The sequence below is a fragment of the Candidatus Profftia sp. (ex Adelges kitamiensis) genome (assembly GCF_020342455.1).
Lineage (GTDB): Bacteria > Pseudomonadota > Gammaproteobacteria > Enterobacterales > Enterobacteriaceae > Profftia.
The window spans coordinates 613,096-630,824 of the sequence record NZ_CP080506.1; the positions used below are offsets into that span (position 1 = coordinate 613,096).

Here is a 17,729-nt window from a genome sequence, read left to right on the forward strand (position 1 = left end):
CAATAATTATTATTGATTATTAATTTTACCAAAAATAAAACTTAAATTATTCCTAGAATATCGTAGAACTATTAATACTAAAGTATTAAATATTAAGATAATCGTAATAGCAAGTAAGCTGTATTGTGGATGGTGATTAAAATTTGCTATCTGATAAAATAATGTTGCTAATGAGTAAGCAATATTTAAACTCCATAGAATAGAAAAGATCATCCAGTTACGACTACTTTCTCGTGCTATTACTCCCGTAACTGATACACAAGGAATATATAATAGTACAAAAATAAGGTAAGCATAAGCAAGCGCTAGTACTACCAAATTTATTACCTATGACACTCATAACTGCACTAGATTGTATTTTCATGCATTGATTATCTTCTTTTATTGACTTAACTAAAAAATGCAGACTACAGGTATATTTTAAGCTCTGCAATGTTTCATTTACAGCTTTTACTAAGCCAATAATTAAGCTATAGTTTTTTGGATTAAAATCTGTTTTATAAATTTGATCTGATGTATATAGAGTATTTAAAGTACTCATAACTACTTCTTTTGCTATAGCACCAGTAATTAAACCTACAGTGGCTTGCTAATTGTCTCTGTTAATATCTATAGGATATAATAGTGGTGTTATAAATTTACTTACTGAAGCGAGTGCAGAATCGTTTGTTGCGTTTACGGTCTTACCTCTAAAAGAGAAGCTATTAAGAGTACCTATTACAGTACTTACAATAATTATTATTGTGCCAGAACGTAACACAAAACTTTTCAATCTTGGCCAAGTGTGTAGTATTAAATGATTTAAATTTGGTAAGTGGTATACTGGTAGTTCCATAATAAAAGGAGATACCTCTCCAGTCATGATAGTATATTTTATCATAAGACCAATAAAAATTGCCGTAATAATACCTATCATATATAGTGAGAATACTGCTAGGGATTCCTGTTGATTAAAAAATTCTGATGAAAATATAACAAAAATTGTTAGGCGTGCACGGCAGGACATAAAAGGTGCCATAAGTACTGTTGTTAAGCGTTCACGTAGTGTATCTAATGTTCGAGTAGCCATAACTGCGGATACATTACAACTAAAACCAATAATTAGAGGAACAAATGATTTACCAGGTAAACCAAGTACTTGCATCATGAGATCAACTACAAAGGCTGCGCGTGCCATATAGCCAGAATCCTCAAGAAAAGAAAGGGATACATACATAATTCCAATTTCTGGGATTATAGGGAGTACTGTTTTTATACCGTTTCCTCCTTGCGTCAGTATAGTAGTTAGCCATAAAGGGAAGCGAGGAATATACCCTATTCGTTGTAGACCTTGAATAAAAATAGTTACAGAACTACATTCAAATAATGGTTGTAATACTCCACTAATATTTATTGATAGAAAGAACATTAAATAAATTACTAATAAAAAAATAGGAATACCCAGCCAACGATTAAGAATTATATAATCTATTTTTCGGTAAACATATTATAAATAACCTGTGTAGTATTACTAATAGAATCACAAATATCTTTAATATATTCATAACGTAAATAAGCTATGATAAGTGCTGGATCTTCATTAAATGTCAGTTGAGATGTTTTCTGAATTTTAGGTAATATTTGAAATGCATCCTTCATGATGGTTGAGTTAGAAATATTACCTTCAAGAAGTTGAAGTGCTAGCCAGCGACGCTTTTGTATAGTTAAAGTCATAGGTATAACTTTTGATAGATTATCCAGTTGTTTTAGCAAAAGTGGATATTCCAATAATCCTGAGATAGCACAAGATTATGGTAAATCAATAGCTTTTTTTTATCTTATCTATACCTATAGCTTGGATAGAAATGAGTGGTACTACTAGACAACCAAGATGTTTCGAAAGTGCTGAAGTATTAATTTCAATATATTGTCTGTTGGCAATATCTAGCATATTTAGTGCTACTATACATGGAATACCTAGTTCAAGTAATTGCAAAGTAAGATATAGATTACGTTCAAGATTAGAAGCATCAACTACGTTGATAATTAATTCAACTTCGTCGTTAAGAATATAATTCCAAGATATTTGTTTGTCTAGTGACGTATTTTCTGAAATAGTTATTAAAGAGTAAGTACCAGGGAGATCCACTAGTTTTATGTGATGTCCTTCTGTAAAGAAATAACCTTCTTTACGTTCTACCGTGACTCCAGCCCAATTACCAACTTTCTGACAAGATCTAGTTAACTGATTAAATAAGGTAGTCTTACCTGAATTATGGTTATCTATTAACCCTATTGTGAGTAGTTCCATAATCAAAAATTGTATAAGAATATTTTATATTATATAAGAAGATAAAAAGTCTTATCGACTTTTTATAATATATTTATCAGTAATTAATTATCTAAAAATAAAAAACGTACTGATATATAATATTAGCTGTAATTAGTGGTATTATTAGATTTTGATTTGGGTTTTTTAGTTATGGTATTCGCTCTATTTTTAAGAATGCTAAATCTTTTTTACGCATAAAAAGACTTATACGACGTGATTTAACTTCAATAGGATCGCCTATAGAGGGGCAAGACGAATAACACTAAATGGAGAACCAGGTAAAAACCCCAAAGAAAGTAATTTTTGTCTATAAGCATGATTAATTAAATGTGAGAAACTAATAATTTTATATTTACAATTAGGAATAAGATGATTCATAAAAAACCTTTTCTATTCAGTTATTTGTTATCAATATGTAGTTTTAAAGCATTAGTACTAGATTAGTTTATAATAAAATTATTTTTATGTTATTACTACAGATCTATTTATTGATAATATCATCTAATTTTAAATTTAAAGATAATAATTATCATAAATATACTGAGAATTATTATTAATAATATTAGAGTACATACTCTATACCTAAATTTATTTGGATATAACTACCTATCATCTTCTATTATTATGATTTTATCATTATTTTTATTTGTTGCAAATTAGAACTATTGTTTATTAACAAATATGTGAATATTTCGATAATTTACTAACTATCCGTCATTAAGGTAGTCAAGTAACATGAAGGATTATTTTTATTATTTTTATTTTTTTTATTTAAGGACGTATTTTATTTTACACTAATAATAGTATTTTATCTAAAATAATAATATATGATTATTCATGAATGAATTCTGTTGAATTTTAACTAGTTATATATTATGATATAATCATTGTACTTATATTTTATATTATCTTATTTAAATCACTAGGGTTATTAAGAACTTAGTGTATTTTGTTTATAAAATTTTTTAGTAATTTCTGCTTATTTCCTAATTTGTATGTCATAATTAATTTTAATATTTTAAGATAATTTATATTTGATTCATAATCAAAATTAAACAGACACATTTTTTATTAAAAATAATAAGGTTAAGTATATCGTAAATGTTTGCTAGAAAAGATTATTTATAATATTATTGCAATTTTTATTTATAATCTTAGGTAAATATTTGGCATGACAGTATAACTTAGAAAATATACGTATATAAAGAAATTGTTTTATAGGTTTCATTCATATCTTATACATTAATTTTAATATACTATTTTTTATGTAAGTCCTTATAAACTCCGTATTCCTTTTTCCTAAAAAGTAAAATATTACTTTTTATTTAAAAAAATGAAAATTTTACATTATACTATAACACATATTATTACTTACATTAAATAATATTATCTTATTTTTTGATAATATTCATGTACTTAATATGCTAATGAGCATTAATAATAATTAACCTAATTATAAGGATATTTTTGATAAAAAATAAAGAGATCATATAAATATTGCTATTAATTATAACTAATCCAAATAACCATACTAGTTGTTAAAGGGGATGAGGTGATCTATTAAAGATCTATAATTAATTAAACAACTGATATTATAGGTGAAATAAGATGAATAAAAGTATTAAAATAAAATATTAATCCAAAGGTTATATAATGTAAATTATTATACTCTTTATATTCAATATTATTAAGTCTATTCTGACTATAAATATCTTTACTAAAATTAATAGAAAATAGTAGTGATACATTATTGTTATATATGAGATTATATTTCATATATTGTATATCTTCTAATCTTATTGATTAACTACATATTCTTATGCACTATAATTCGTGGAAGTTCTCTTTCTTCTTTACGTAAAGTTAGGACTTCACAACCGTTATCTGTTACTGCAATAGTATGTTCGTACTGCGCAGACAAGCTATGATCCTTTGTTTTTACTGTCCACCCATCCCGCATAGTGCGTATTTGGAAGTGTCCTGCATTTACCATAGGCTCAATAGTAAATGTCATACCTTTCTTTAGTATTATACCCCCGTCATATGTATTGTAATGTAGAATCTTAGGTTCCTCATGAAACATCTTACCAATGCCATGTCCGCAGTATTCACGTACTACAGAAAATCCATGCCCCTCAATAAATTTTTGTAATTCAATACCGATAGTGCGCAAGCGGATATTAGGTTTAATCATTTTTATAGCTAGATATAAGCTTTCTAATGTAATTTGGCATAATCTCTTACCCAGAATAGTTGGCTTACCAATAATAAACATTTTAGATGTATCTCCATGCCAACCGTCTTTAATAACAGTGACGTCAATATTAACTATATCACCATCTTTAAGTATTTTTTTATCGCTAGGGATACCATGACATACTACTTCGTTTACAGATATACAAACTGATTTTGGATAGCCATGATATCCAAAACAAGCTGAGATTGCTTTCTGTTTTTTTGTGATATAATCGGCACATATACGATCTAATTCGCTAGTACTAACACCAAGAACAACATATGGCTTGATAATTTCTAGAGTTTCTGCAGCTAATCTTCCAGCAATGCGCATTTTTTGAATTTGTTGGGATGTTTTTATTAAAATTGACATTAATATGTTTCCTTTTATCTTATCTTATCTTATCTTATCTTATAAATTAGCAAAACATTATTGCTAGAGTAGCAATAATGTTTTAATTTTAATTTAACTCTTAATTGTAATAAATACTTTAAATGATTATAGATTACAAATCTAACAAAATTTGAAGCCTATATTTGATTTATGCTATTATGAAAGTTCAATAATGAATATTTTAGAATGGCAGGTAGATCTTTAAATCTTAAATGTGTTATCTTTATAAAATAATAAAAAATATATAGTGATTCGATATTATCTTTTATACATATTTTAAGGTAAATACTTTTAGGTTTTTCTTACTGGTATATTGGAGGTTAAACTTCAAACTTATATAGAGGGTTTAATTGTGATAAATATTTCTATGCGTGACATGCTCAAGGCTGGTGTACATTTTGGTCACCAAACCCGTTACTGGAATCCAAAAATGAAGCCTTTTATATTTTTCGGTTTTAGTGCGCGTAATAAAGTTCATATTATAAACCTTGAAAAAACTGTTGTAATGTTAAATAAAGCTTTAGTCCAATTGCAAAAAATTTCTTTTCGTAAAGGAAAGGTTTTGTTCGTTGGTACTAAACGTGCTGCTAGCGCAGTTGTAAAAGAATATGCTAATGGTTGTGATCAATTCTTTGTTAACCATCGTTGGTTAGGGGGTATGCTCACTAATTGGAAAACTGTTCGCCAAAGCATTAAGAGACTTAAAGAGCTAGAAACTCAATCTCAAGATGGTACTTTTGAAAAATTAACTAAAAAAGAAGCACTAATGCGTACTCGTGAGTTAGCTAAATTAGAAAAGAGTTTAGGAGGTATTAAAAATATGGGAGGTTTACCAGATGCTTTATTTGTAGTTGATGCGAATCATGAACATATAGCTATTAAAGAAGCTAATAACCTAGGTATTCCAGTATTCTCTATCGTTGATACGAACTCTGATCCGGATGGAGTTGACTTCGTTATTCCTGGTAATGATGACGCAACTCGAGCGGTAAGTTTATACCTAAATGCTGCAGCAGAAGCTATTCGTGAAGGTTATGCTCAGAAGATAAGTTTAGTAGTGGAGGAAAACTAAGAAGAATTGGGTATCATTAAGAAATACTTTAGAAAAAATCTTATTGATTTTATCATGTATTTCAATGAAATTTATATAAGATTATATGCTGGTACTATATTAATTACTCTATATCATATAGGACTATCATTACTTATTATACTAAATTATTTTAAGGAGGTGTAATATTAGACATTATATGCATTTTTATTAAAAATAATAAGGATTATTTATTTTTTGTTTAAAAGTATTTTAAGATCACTAAAATATTATTATTATTTTAATAAATAAGTTTTTTACTAAAATAGGTATGTATTAAGGACGATGTTAGTTCTCATTTATTTATGGGTAGCATACTAAGTAATGTAATCTTCTGGATTATAAAATCATGATATAAAAACAGTTTATTAGATTTATAATAATAAAATTAACAACATTTAATTTTATCCAGTAATTATAATTATAATATTGATATATTTCATTTATAAATTACTGGATATCTACTAATTCAGTATTAATAATTTATTGAATAAATTATTTATTATATAATTTATGACTTTTATTAATGTTAAATAACAAACTATAAATTATTATACTATTTAAATAACTTTTAATGCAACTACTATAATCTAGTTTTTACTATTCTAAACCAAATTAGAACACTAAGGAAAATATAATGACTGATATAACTACGAATATTCTCAAAGAATTACGTAAACGTACTTCGGTAGGAGTTATGGATTGCAAAAAAGCACTAATTAACTCTCAAGGAAATATTGAACTTGCAATAGAAAATATGCGTAAATCTGGTGCTATAAAAGCAGCAAAAAAAGCTATTAATTCAGCAACTGATGGAGTAATAAAAATGAGTATAACAGAAAACTATGGTGTAATTCTAGAAGTGAACTGTCAGACTGATTTTGTTGCTAAAGGTGATTATTTTCAAAAATTTGCTGAGAAAGTTTTAAATACTGTTATTGTAGATAAAATTACTAATATTGACATTCTTAAATCATATTTCGAAAAAGAACGCATAGATCTAGTTATGAAGATAGGTGAGCATATTAATATACGTCGCGTCGCTGCTCTTAAAGGAGAAGTACTCGCTGGCTATCTGCACGGTACTCGCATTGGCGTTATGGTTGTTGCTAAAAATGCTAATCAGGAACTAGCAAAGCAACTTGCAATGCATATTGCTGCAAGTAAACCAGAATTTATTAATCCAGAAAATGTATCCGCTAAAGTGGTAGAAAAAGAGTATCAGATTCAACTAGATATTGTAATGCGCTCTGGTAAGTCGCAAGAAATAGCAGAGAAAATTGTTAAAGGTCGTATGAAAAAATTCATTGATTCAGTATCTCTTACTGGTCAGAATTTTATTATGGATTTAAATAAAACCATCGGTCAGTTACTTACTGAATATAATGCTGAAGTGACCAACTTTATTCGTTTTGAATTGGGTCAAGAGCTTTAGTGATATACAGTAAATTTTACTGCAAAATTTACATAAATCACTAAAATAATATAATTCTCGGAAATTATAATTATATTAATTATTCTAATTTTAGAAAAATTTTAATTTAATAATATCTTTATTTTTAAATACCTTCTATATTATTTTTTTATTAACTGCTTTTTTAGGATAGAATATTTATGACAATCAATTCTAAATGCCTATATCATCGTATTCTTCTTAAGATTAGTGGTGAATCTTTACAGGGTTCAGAAAATTTTGGTATTAATGCAGGTGTGCTAAAACTTATAGTGCAGGAAATAAAAGATTTAGTGGAATTAGGTATTCAAGTAGGAATTGTGATTGGAGGGGGTAACCTGTTTCGTGGTTATAGCTTAGCACGTATTGGTATCAGTCGTATTGTTGGCGATCATATGGGGATATTAGCCACTGTAATTAACGGTTTAGCAATGCGTGATGCATTACTTAGGTCTTCTATTAATACATACCTTATGTCAGCAATACCCCTGCATAGTATTTGTGATAACTACAATTGGGTAAAAGCTATCAGTTTATTACGTAATAATCATGTAGTTATTTTTTCAGCAGGTACGGGTAATCCATTGTGTACAACTGACTCTGCAGCTTGTTTGCGTGGAATAGAAATAGAAGCTGATATTGTGTTAAAAGCAACTAAAGTTAGTGGTGTATATTCGTCTGATCCATTAACTAATTTAAACGCAACGTTATTTAACCGGATTTCTTATAAGGATGTTTTAGAAAAAAAACTTCAAGTAATGGATTTAGCAGCTTTTATTCTGGCTCGTGATCATAACTTACCTATTTGTATATTTAATATTAATAAGCTTGGTGCTATGCGTCGTATCGTTATGGGTGAAAAAGAAGGTACCCTAATATGCAAATAATACATATAATTAAGTCGTATAATAATATATTAATATTATAGAAATAAAGAAAATAAAAAGTTAGTTAATAAACTGTTTCAAGGACTTTTAACGTGATTGATGAAATTAAAAAATATTCTAAAACACGCATGAATAAATGTATAGAGACATTTAAATTAAATATTAATAAAATTCGTACTAGTTGTGCGCACCCTCATATATTGGATAATATATCCGTGGAATATTACGGAGCTATTACCCCCCTAAGTCAAGTTGCTAACGTTATCGCTGAAGACTCCCATACTTTAGCAATTACTGTATTTGATCGTTCTTTATCTTCTTCAATAGAAAAAGCGATTACTGTATCTAATTTAGGTTTAAATCCAATTATTATGGATAAAATTATTCGTATTCCATTCCCTGCATTGACTGAAGAACGTCGTAAAGAAATGATCAAAATAGTGCGTTCTGAAGCAGAACAAAGTAAAATATCTATACGTAACGTACGTCGTGATACTAACGATAAAATTAGATTATTATTAAAAGATAAGAAAATTAGTGTAGACGAGGATCGTAAATCTCAGGATGAAGTTCAGAAGATAACCAATACTATGATAAAGAATATTGATATCTTATTAATTAATAAAGAAAAAGAGTTAATGAAAATTTAATAATATATTGTATTTTAGAGTAGTTTCAGAAGTATTTTGAGTTATGTTGTTGTTTTTTAAAAACAATATAACTCTTGAATATATCCTTTTTAAATAATTATTTATAAGGTTTGCATGAAAAACTTAACTATCCTTGGTTCTACCGGATCTATTGGTATCAACACGTTGTCTGTAGTACGTGCTAATCCTAATGACTTTAAAGTTATTGCATTGGTAGCGGATAAAAACGTTGATATTATGTTTCAGCAGTGTATTGAATTTATTCCGCATTATGTATCTATGGCGAATAAAAATGCAGCTAAAGAACTATATTTACGCTTAAAAGAAGCGGGTATTTTTAATATTAAAGTTACTTCTGATAAAAATGATGCATGTGAGTTAGTTACTCTAGATAATGTTGATCAAGTTATGTCCGCTATTGTTGGTGTAGCTGGATTAATGCCTACAATGGCCGCTATAAAAGCTAACAAATGTGTTCTACTAGCTAATAAAGAATCTTTAGTAACTTGTGGACAGTTGTTTATGAATGCTTTAAGGGAAAGTAATGCTAAACTTTTACCCATTGATAGTGAGCATAATTCAATTTTTCGCATCATGCCTAAAACTATTCAAAATAATCTTGGTTTTACAACTCTTAGAGAACACAATATTTCACATATTGTTATTACTGGATCTGGTGGACCATTGTATCAGTTACCAGTTGATAATTTTGCAACAGTCACAATAGATCAGGCATGTATACATCCTAATTGGTCTATGGGGCGTAAAATATCTGTAGATTCTGCAACTATGATGAATAAGGGGTTGGAATATATTGAAGCTCACTGGCTTTTTAACGCCTCTGAATCAGAGATTGAAATTATTATTCATCCTCAATCTATCATTCATTCTATGGTGCGTTATTTTGATGGTAGCGTGACTGCGCATCTCAGCACCCCTGATATGCGTATACCAATTGCGTATGCTATGTATTATCCAAAAAGTGTAAACAATAATCTTGAGCCTCTTAATTTCTATAAAATTGGATCATTAACTTTTGAACAACCAGATATATTACGTTATCCTTGTCTAAAATTAGCTATAGATGCTTCTCGTGCTGGACAAGCTGCAACAACTGTGCTGAATGCAACTAATGAAATTGCCGTTAATGCATTTCTATGTGGAAAAATTCGTTTTATTGATATCGCATCCCTTAATCAAGAGGCATTATTAAATTTATCTTTTAGTGAGCCTAAAAGTATAGATGAGGTTTTAGATATTGACTATCAATCTAGGAAGGTTGCAAAACTACTTTGTGTAAAATTTCAAATATAATTTTAAGTAATATATTATTTAGCTATTTAGCTATTTAGCTATTTAGCTATTTAGATAGCTAGTTATTTAATTGTATTTATATTTTAGTATTTTATTTTCAATAAATATTTATTAAGTATGTATACTTATCATAGATCTTTTATATAAGTTTAAGTATTTATATTAGTTTTCTTGTTATTATCCAATTAGGAATTAATTATACTTCATGTCTTCTACTCAATTATCAAATACTCATGATATACTATATGTGCCACAACATGTTGCTATTATTATGGACGGCAACCGACGTTGGGCTCATCTTCAGGGTAAGAGATTTATGTTTGGGTATAAATACGGGGTAAAAGCAGTGCGTCGTTCTATACATTTTGCTATTAGCCATGGTATTAAGATATTAACATTATATGCTTTTAGTAGTGAGAACTGGAAAAGACCAGAGAGAGAAGTTACTGCTCTTATAGAATTGTTTATACATACATTAGATAGCGGAATAAAAAGATTACATAAGTATAATATACGTCTAAAATTTATTGGTAATATCAGTCGTTTTAGTTATCGATTACAAGAACGTATTCTTAGATCTGAAAATATTACCGCAAATAATAATGGTCTTATTTTAAATATTGCTGCTAATTATGGTGGACGATGGGATATAATACAGGGAGTCAAAATATTAGCTACTCAAGTAAAGATTAATGCTATCCAACCTAGTGATATTACTGAAAACTTATTAAACCAATTACTTTGTTTATATGATCTTGTTCCGGTTGATCTTGTTATTAGGACTGGTGGAGAGTATCGGATTAGCAATTTTTTGCTATGGCAAATTGCATATTCAGAGCTGTATTTTACAGACGTATTATGGCCTGATTTTGATGAACTAACATTTTCCAGTGCGTTAAATGCATTTACAAAACGCAATCGCCGTTTTGGGAATAGTTAGATCTAAAAAAATATTTCATGCATTATAATGGAGGTATATTTTGTTAAAATTTAGAATTATAACAACTGTAATTTTAACACCTATTATTATTGCGTCACTATTTTTATTACCTCCCATTGGTTTTTCAATTATAACTTTAGTTATATGTATGTTAGCTGCTTGGGAGTGGGGACAGCTTGCTGGATTTACAGTAAATATACATCGTATGTTCATTGCTCTTTTTTTTGGTGTATTGTTAGCATTATTAATGTATAATGACTTATATAAATTTAATGTTGATTTACGTTTAACTTTTAACTCTCTATGGGTATCTATTTTTTGGTGGATTACTGCTTTATTATTAGTTTTATTTTATCCACAGTCTGCATGGTGGTGGAAGCATTCTCGAATCTTAAAAATAATATTCGGAGCAGCTACTATTATTCCATTTTTTGGGGGAGTAATTGCATTGCGCCAATATGGATATGCAACTGATTATTATCAAGGAGCATGGCATCTTCTTTATATAATGTGTTTAGTATGGGGAGCTGATTCTGGAGCTTATATATTTGGTAATATATTTGGTAAAAATAAATTATGTCCCCAGGTTTCTTTAGGAAAAACCTGGGAAGGCTTTATAGGTGGATTAACCACTACATACCTAATATCTAGAGTATTAGGTCTTTATGTACCTATCACTCTCCATGCTAATGGTTTACTATTTTATTCTATTGTAGCAGTATTAACTTCCATATTGGGTGATTTAACTGAAAGTATGTTTAAACGAGAGGCTGGAATTAAAGATAGTAGCCATTTGATCCCTGGACATGGTGGTATTCTTGATCGTATAGATAGCTTAACTGCTGCAGTACCAATTTTTGCATATCTTATATTATTAGTATTTTAATAGTTTATTTCAATCAGGGAACTGACTAATGATTCATATACTCTGGAGCTTTCTTTCATTTTCAGTAGCACTTGGAGTGTTAACTACAGTACATGAATTAGGCCATTTTATAATGGCCCGTATTTGTAATGTTAAGGTAGAACGTTTTTCTATTGGTTTCGGTAAATCATTATGGAAAAAGATAGGTAGTAGCGGGACAGAATACGTTCTTGCATTAATTCCTCTTGGTGGTTATGTAAAAATGTTGGATGAAAAATCGGGGAATATACCCCCTGAGTATCTTAATCAAACATTTGACAATAAAAAAGTATGGCAGCGAGCAATCATAATTATTGCTGGTCCAATATCTAATTTAATCTTTGCTATTGCTGTTTATTGGCTAGCTTTTTTTATAGGAGTTCCTGGTGTACGTCCTGTTATTAATGAAATAATTCCTAATTCTATCGCTTATCACTCAAATATTTTACCAGAATGGGAGGTAAAGTCTATTGGAAGGATTCAAACTTCTAATTGGGATGAAGTGCGTATGGCATTAATTAGTAAAATTGGGGAAAAAAATATTACTATAGAATTAGCTAAATTTAAAAGTAACAATAGAATATTGAAAACTCTAGATTTAACTCATTGGAAGTGTAAGCCAGATAAACAAGATCCTGTAGTTACGATTGGCATAATTCCGTGCGGACCTAAAATTCAACCGGTATTATCTGACGTAAGAAATGCATCTGCAGCACAGAAAGCTGGTTTACAAGTTGGTGATAAGATTATTAAAATTAATCATCAATTATTACTAAATTGGGCGACTTTTATTAAAAAAGTTAAAGAAAATCCCAATAAAAATATTGAAATTGAAATAGAACGTAATGGAAAGGTTAAATTATTAAATTTAATACCAGATAGCAAGATTATTAGTGTAGATAAAAACGAAGGTTTTGTAGGTATTACACCTACAATAACTCCTCTGTCTAATCAGTACAAGTTAATTAAAAAATATAGTCCACTTATAGCATTTTATCAGGCTATTAATAAAACTTGGCAGTTGATTAAAATTACAGTTTCTATGATAGATAAACTAGTTACTGGTGATGTAAAAATAAACAGCTTAGGAGGACCAATTGCTATTGCTCAGGGTGCAGGTATATCAGCTGAGTATGGGTTAGTTTTTTACCTAATGTTTTTAGCTCTAATTAGTATTAATTTAGGGGTTATTAACTTATTACCACTCCCAGTTCTTGATGGTGGTCACCTCCTCTTCCTAGTAATAGAGAAATTACAAGGAGTTGCCGTATCTGCGAGAGTACAAGACTTTATTTACCGTATCTTCTCTATTTTATTAATATTGTTAATGATTTTTACATTTTTAAATGATTTGTCGCGCTTTTAAAGGCACGATGTAGGTAAGGAAGTACGTATAATAATAATGGCGATAAAAAAATTGTTCTTATCAGTGCTACTTTTTAGCAGCGTCTTCTCATATGGAGCAGATCATTTTATAATAAAAAATATTTATTTTGAAGGCCTAAAAAGAGTTGCCGTCGATGCAGTTTTGCTTAATATACCAATACGAGCTGGAGATACGGTTAATAGTGAAGATCTGAGTAATACTATTAGGGCATTATATGCTACTGGTAATTTTGAAGATGTGTTAGTTATTCGTAAGGGTAATAATTTAATTTTACAGGTAAAAGAACGTCCTATAATTGCCAATATTACTTTTTCTGGTAATCAATATATAACAAACTACATGTTAAAAAAAGACCTTGAATCTTCTGGTATAATCTTGGGTGAACCCTTAGATTGTACAATACTTGATGGTCTTAAGAAAAGTTTAGAGGATTTCTACTATAGTATCGGTAAATATAATGCATCAGTTAAAATAGTTGTAACACCACTACCCCGTAATCGTATTGATTTAAAACTATTATTTATAGAAGGTCAATCTGCTCAAATTCAACAAATTAATATTATAGGTAATTATGTATTTACAGATGAAGAGTTAATAAGTATTTTTCAATTACGCGACGAAGTTCCTTGGTGGAACTTAGTCAGCGATCGTCGATATTATAGACAAAAATTTTTTAGTGATCTAGAAAGTCTAAGAAGATTTTATTTAGATCATGGATATGCTTGCTTTAATATAGACTCTACTCATATTAATTTAACTCCAGATAAGAAAGGTATCTATATTACTATTAACTTAACTGAAGGTATGCAGTATAAAATAATTGGTGTTGAAGTAACAGTTAACGATAGTAATTATAGTAAAGAGATCAATTATTTAGCTAAAAAAATGATTAATAAAGAATTGTATAATGAAGAGCAAGTAATTCAAATAGAGAAAGGTATTAAAAGATTGCTAGGGCAATATGGATATGATCATATTAATATACAAACTCAACCTAAAATTAATAATATAGATAAAACTATTCAGTTGCAAATTAACGTCGACACTGGTCATCGTTATTATGTGCGTAATATTAATTTTACCGGCAACCATATTAGTAAAGATTTCGTTATGCGTCGTGAAATGCGACAAATGGAAGGAGCATGGTTAAATAGCGATTTAGTTGATCAGGGTAAGGAACGTTTAAACCGTACAGGTTATTTTCAGTTAGTTAACGTTAATACTCAGCCCGTTTTAGGTTCTCCAGATAAAGTAGATATAAATTATAAAGTTCAGGAAACTAATACTGGTGCGTTCAATTTTGGTTTAGGTTTTGGTACAGAAAGCGGTATGAGCTTTCAAGTTGGTGTACAACAAGATAACTGGTTAGGTACAGGAAATACCGTTAGTATAGGTAGTACAAAAAATAAATATCAGACATATGCTGATATTTCTATAAATAATCCGTATTTTACTATAGATGGTGTTAGTTTAGGTGAACGTGTATTCTATAATGATTTTAAAGCTGACGATGCAGAATTATCTAACTATACTAATAGTAGTTATGGTCTTGATGGTACTTTAGGTTTTCCAATTAATGAAAATAACTCAATACGTACAGGTTTAAGTTATGTTCACAATTCTTTATATGATATGCAACCACAAGTTTCTATGTGGCGTTATTTAAAATCTGTTGGTAAAAACCTAAATTATGCTACAAGAGCAAATTATACGGCCAATGAGTTCACATGGTCTTTGGGATTGAATTATAATCATGTTAACCGTGGTTTTTTCCCTACTCAAGGAACGAAAGCCTCTTTAAGTGGTAAAGTAACAATTCCTGGTTCAGATAATGAATACTATAAAGTAACTTTTAATAGCCAAAGTTATCTGCCTTTGGATAAAGATTATTCTTGGGTTATTATGGGTCGTTCTCGTCTTAGTTATGGTGAAGGTATTAATAGTAAAGAAATGCCATTCTATGAAAATTTTTATGCTGGTGGAGCGAATTCGATACGTGGATTTCAATCAAACAATATTGGACCTAAAGCAATTTATTTAAATTCTAACGGTACTATCAATAAAATTAAATCATATAATGATGATGCAATCGGGGGTAATGCAATGATCATTGGTACTGTAGAATTAATTACACCGACACCATTTATTAGTGAAAGATATTCTAATTCTCTACGTACTTCAATTTTTATTGATGCTGGTACTGTCTGGGATACTAATTGGGATAAAATATCTTATTCGACTTATTCAGATTATGGTGATCCTAGTAATATTAGAGTTTCTGCTGGACTTTCATTACAGTGGATATCCCCATTAGGTCCATTGATATTTTCTTACGCACAGCCTATTAAACAATATAATGGTGATAAATCAGAACAATTTCAATTTAATATTGGTAATACTTGGTAATAAACAATTATATAAGGTATTTTAAATAGTAATTATGCTAAATTACATAAGTTCTACTCTAAACATTTTTAAATAATTAAAGGTTTATCTTTTATATTATACTTACGTACCTATATAGATATACTTGTTTTTAATAAGTACAGATGACGAAGGTAAGGAGTATACAATTGAAAATGTGGATATATATAGTAAGTTTGTTGGGAAGTTTATTATTAGTTTCAGTACATACTGAGGCTGCTTATAAGATTGGTATTGTTAAAGTTTCAAGTATTTTTCAGCAGTTACCACAACGAACAGTGATCGCTAAAAAATTAGAAACCGAATTCAATGATCGTGCCATGGATTTACAAAGGCAGGAACGTGAAATACAGTCTAAAATACAAAAACTTCAACGTGATGGCTCTACCATGAAAGCTAGTGATCGTACTAAGATGGAAAAAGACATTATGGCACAGCGTGATATTTTCTTTCAGCACGCACAAGTTTTTGAGCAAGATAATCGTAGGCGTCAAGCAGAAGAAAATAATAAACTCCTAAGTCGTATTCAGGATGCTGTAAGCATTATTGCTAAAGATAAAGGATATGATCTAGTAATTGATGCAAATGCAGTTGCTTATACTAATTCATCCTATGATATTACTGCACAAGTTCTAAAACAGGTTAAATAAAAACATGCCTTCAATTCGACTAGTTGATCTTGCCCAACAGTTAAATGCAGCACTCTATGGAAATAAAGATATAATAATCACCGGGATTGCTTCTATGCATTCAGCAAAATCCCATCACATTACTTTTTTATCTAATAGTCGGTACCGTAAGGAATTATCTACCTGTAATGCAGGAGCTGTAGTTTTAACTAAAGATGACTTATCCTTCTGTAGTAAGAAATCTGCTGCGCTTGTTGTAAAGAATCCTTACGTTACTTATGCGTTAATGGCACAAATTATGGATACTACACCAGCTCCCTCAAAATATATTGCGGCTAGCGCAGTAATTGATATAACAGCTAGTATAGGGTGTAATGTTTCTATTGGTGCTAATACAGTAATTGAAGCAGGAGTAGTATTGGGAGACAACATCATTATTGGGGCGTGTTGCTTCGTAGGTAAATTCACTACAATTGGTTCTGGTACTCGTTTATGGGCAAATGTAAGTATATATCATAGAGTTGTAATTGGTAATTATTGCCTTATTCAGTCAGGATCAGTTATAGGAGCTGATGGTTTTGGTTATGCTAATGATAAAGGGCACTGGCTTAAAATACCCCAACTAGGTACTGTTTGTATTGGTGATCGTGTAGAAATAGGAGCTTGTACTACTATAGATCGTGGATCTTTAGATGATACCACTATTGGTAATGGTGTTATTATTGATAATCAATGCCATATTGCACATAACGTTATAATTGGTGAAAATACAGCAATTGCTGGTGGTGTTATTATGGCAGGTAGCTTAAAGATTGGTTGTTATTGCCAAATTGGTGGTGCAAGCGTGATTAATGGTCACATAGAAATTTGCGATAAAGCTAGAATCACTGGTATGAGTATGGTTATGCGTTCTATTACTAAACCAGGTATTTATTCTTCTGGTATCCCTTTATTACCAAATAAAATATGGCGTAAAACAATAGCTCTAGTAATGAATATTAATACAATTAATAAACGTCTTAAGGTTGTTGAAAAGCAAATCAACCATAGCTAAATATTATTTTTACGCCTTATTAGTAATATACATTCCTAGCATTTATCCTTTTATGTA

Annotated in this window: 12 protein-coding genes and 2 pseudogenes; 11 read left to right on the forward strand and 3 right to left on the reverse strand. The window is 29.5% G+C overall.

All coding sequences use genetic code 11. The features are described from left to right. Positions 1-9 precede the first annotated feature (9 nt). The 3 genes and pseudogenes from feoB to map all read right to left on the reverse strand — a co-directional run bounded on the left by feoB (position 10) and on the right by map (position 4,919). Positions 10-2,290: pseudogene (gene feoB, locus K0T98_RS01600) on the reverse strand (Fe(2+) transporter permease subunit FeoB). Positions 2,291-2,459: 169 nt separating this feature from the next. Next, positions 2,460-2,689, reverse strand: a pseudogene (gene feoA / locus K0T98_RS01605) (ferrous iron transporter A). 1,429 nt (positions 2,690-4,118) lie between these two features. Then, the gene (gene map, locus K0T98_RS01610; protein WP_225639138.1) at positions 4,119-4,919 is read right to left on the reverse strand and encodes a type I methionyl aminopeptidase; all 801 of its coding nucleotides are present in this window, start codon (positions 4,917-4,919) and stop codon (positions 4,119-4,121) included. Between the two features lie 373 nt (positions 4,920-5,292). On the opposite strand from map, the gene rpsB reads away from it, so the two are divergent. The 11 genes from rpsB to lpxD all read left to right on the forward strand — a co-directional run bounded on the left by rpsB (position 5,293) and on the right by lpxD (position 17,672). Then, a complete protein-coding gene (gene rpsB / locus K0T98_RS01615; protein ID WP_225639139.1) occupies positions 5,293-6,012 on the forward strand; it encodes a 30S ribosomal protein S2 in 720 nt (239 codons plus the stop codon). Between the two features lie 655 nt (positions 6,013-6,667). Next, positions 6,668-7,465, forward strand: a complete 798-nt coding sequence (gene tsf, locus K0T98_RS01620; protein WP_225639140.1) for a translation elongation factor Ts — start codon at positions 6,668-6,670, stop codon at positions 7,463-7,465. A 179-nt stretch (positions 7,466-7,644) separates the two neighbouring features. After that, on the forward strand, positions 7,645-8,370 hold the full coding sequence (pyrH, locus tag K0T98_RS01625) for a UMP kinase (protein WP_225639141.1): 726 nt from the start codon (positions 7,645-7,647) through the stop codon (positions 8,368-8,370). Between the two features lie 92 nt (positions 8,371-8,462). Then, a complete protein-coding gene (gene frr, locus K0T98_RS01630; RefSeq protein WP_225639142.1) occupies positions 8,463-9,020 on the forward strand; it encodes a ribosome recycling factor in 558 nt (185 codons plus the stop codon). Between the two features lie 114 nt (positions 9,021-9,134). Further along, positions 9,135-10,334 carry a 1-deoxy-D-xylulose-5-phosphate reductoisomerase gene (gene ispC, locus K0T98_RS01635; RefSeq protein WP_225639143.1) on the forward strand — a complete coding sequence of 400 codons (1,200 nt, stop codon included), beginning with the start codon at positions 9,135-9,137 and terminating at the stop codon, positions 10,332-10,334. A 205-nt stretch (positions 10,335-10,539) separates the two neighbouring features. Then, on the forward strand, positions 10,540-11,274 hold the full coding sequence (gene uppS / locus K0T98_RS01640; protein ID WP_225639144.1) for a polyprenyl diphosphate synthase: 735 nt from the start codon (positions 10,540-10,542) through the stop codon (positions 11,272-11,274). A gap of 40 nt (positions 11,275-11,314) precedes the next feature. After that, complete coding sequence (cdsA, locus tag K0T98_RS01645; protein WP_225639145.1) at positions 11,315-12,160, forward strand: phosphatidate cytidylyltransferase; 846 nt, start codon at positions 11,315-11,317, stop codon at positions 12,158-12,160. 28 nt (positions 12,161-12,188) lie between these two features. Then, positions 12,189-13,544: a sigma E protease regulator RseP gene (rseP, locus tag K0T98_RS01650; protein ID WP_225639146.1), complete on the forward strand. Its 1,356-nt coding sequence runs from the start codon at positions 12,189-12,191 to the stop codon at positions 13,542-13,544. Positions 13,545-13,580: 36 nt separating this feature from the next. Then, positions 13,581-15,971 (forward strand): outer membrane protein assembly factor BamA, encoded by a 2,391-nt coding sequence (bamA, locus tag K0T98_RS01655; protein ID WP_225639147.1) that lies wholly within the window; start codon positions 13,581-13,583, stop codon positions 15,969-15,971. 167 nt (positions 15,972-16,138) lie between these two features. Then, positions 16,139-16,639, forward strand: coding sequence for an OmpH family outer membrane protein (locus K0T98_RS01660; protein ID WP_445082776.1), 501 nt, complete (start codon positions 16,139-16,141; stop codon positions 16,637-16,639). Positions 16,640-16,643: 4 nt separating this feature from the next. Next, complete coding sequence (gene lpxD / locus K0T98_RS01665; RefSeq protein WP_225639149.1) at positions 16,644-17,672, forward strand: UDP-3-O-(3-hydroxymyristoyl)glucosamine N-acyltransferase; 1,029 nt, start codon at positions 16,644-16,646, stop codon at positions 17,670-17,672. The last annotated feature ends 57 nt before the right edge of the window (positions 17,673-17,729 follow it).

Bases quoted from the DNA above. Each gene is read 5' to 3' on its own strand.
- uppS (WP_225639144.1), top strand. From the start codon at position 10,540: ATGTCTTCTACTCAATTATCAAATACTCATGATATACTATATGTGCCA.
- lpxD (WP_225639149.1), top strand. From the start codon at position 16,644: ATGCCTTCAATTCGACTAGTTGATCTTGCCCAACAGTTAAATGCAGCA.
- tsf (WP_225639140.1), top strand. From the start codon at position 6,668: ATGACTGATATAACTACGAATATTCTCAAAGAATTACGTAAACGTACT.
- ispC (WP_225639143.1), top strand. From the start codon at position 9,135: ATGAAAAACTTAACTATCCTTGGTTCTACCGGATCTATTGGTATCAAC.
- rseP (WP_225639146.1), top strand. From the start codon at position 12,189: ATGATTCATATACTCTGGAGCTTTCTTTCATTTTCAGTAGCACTTGGA.
- pyrH (WP_225639141.1), top strand. From the start codon at position 7,645: ATGACAATCAATTCTAAATGCCTATATCATCGTATTCTTCTTAAGATT.
- map (WP_225639138.1), bottom strand. From the start codon at position 4,919: ATGTCAATTTTAATAAAAACATCCCAACAAATTCAAAAAATGCGCATT.
- bamA (WP_225639147.1), top strand. From the start codon at position 13,581: ATGGCGATAAAAAAATTGTTCTTATCAGTGCTACTTTTTAGCAGCGTC.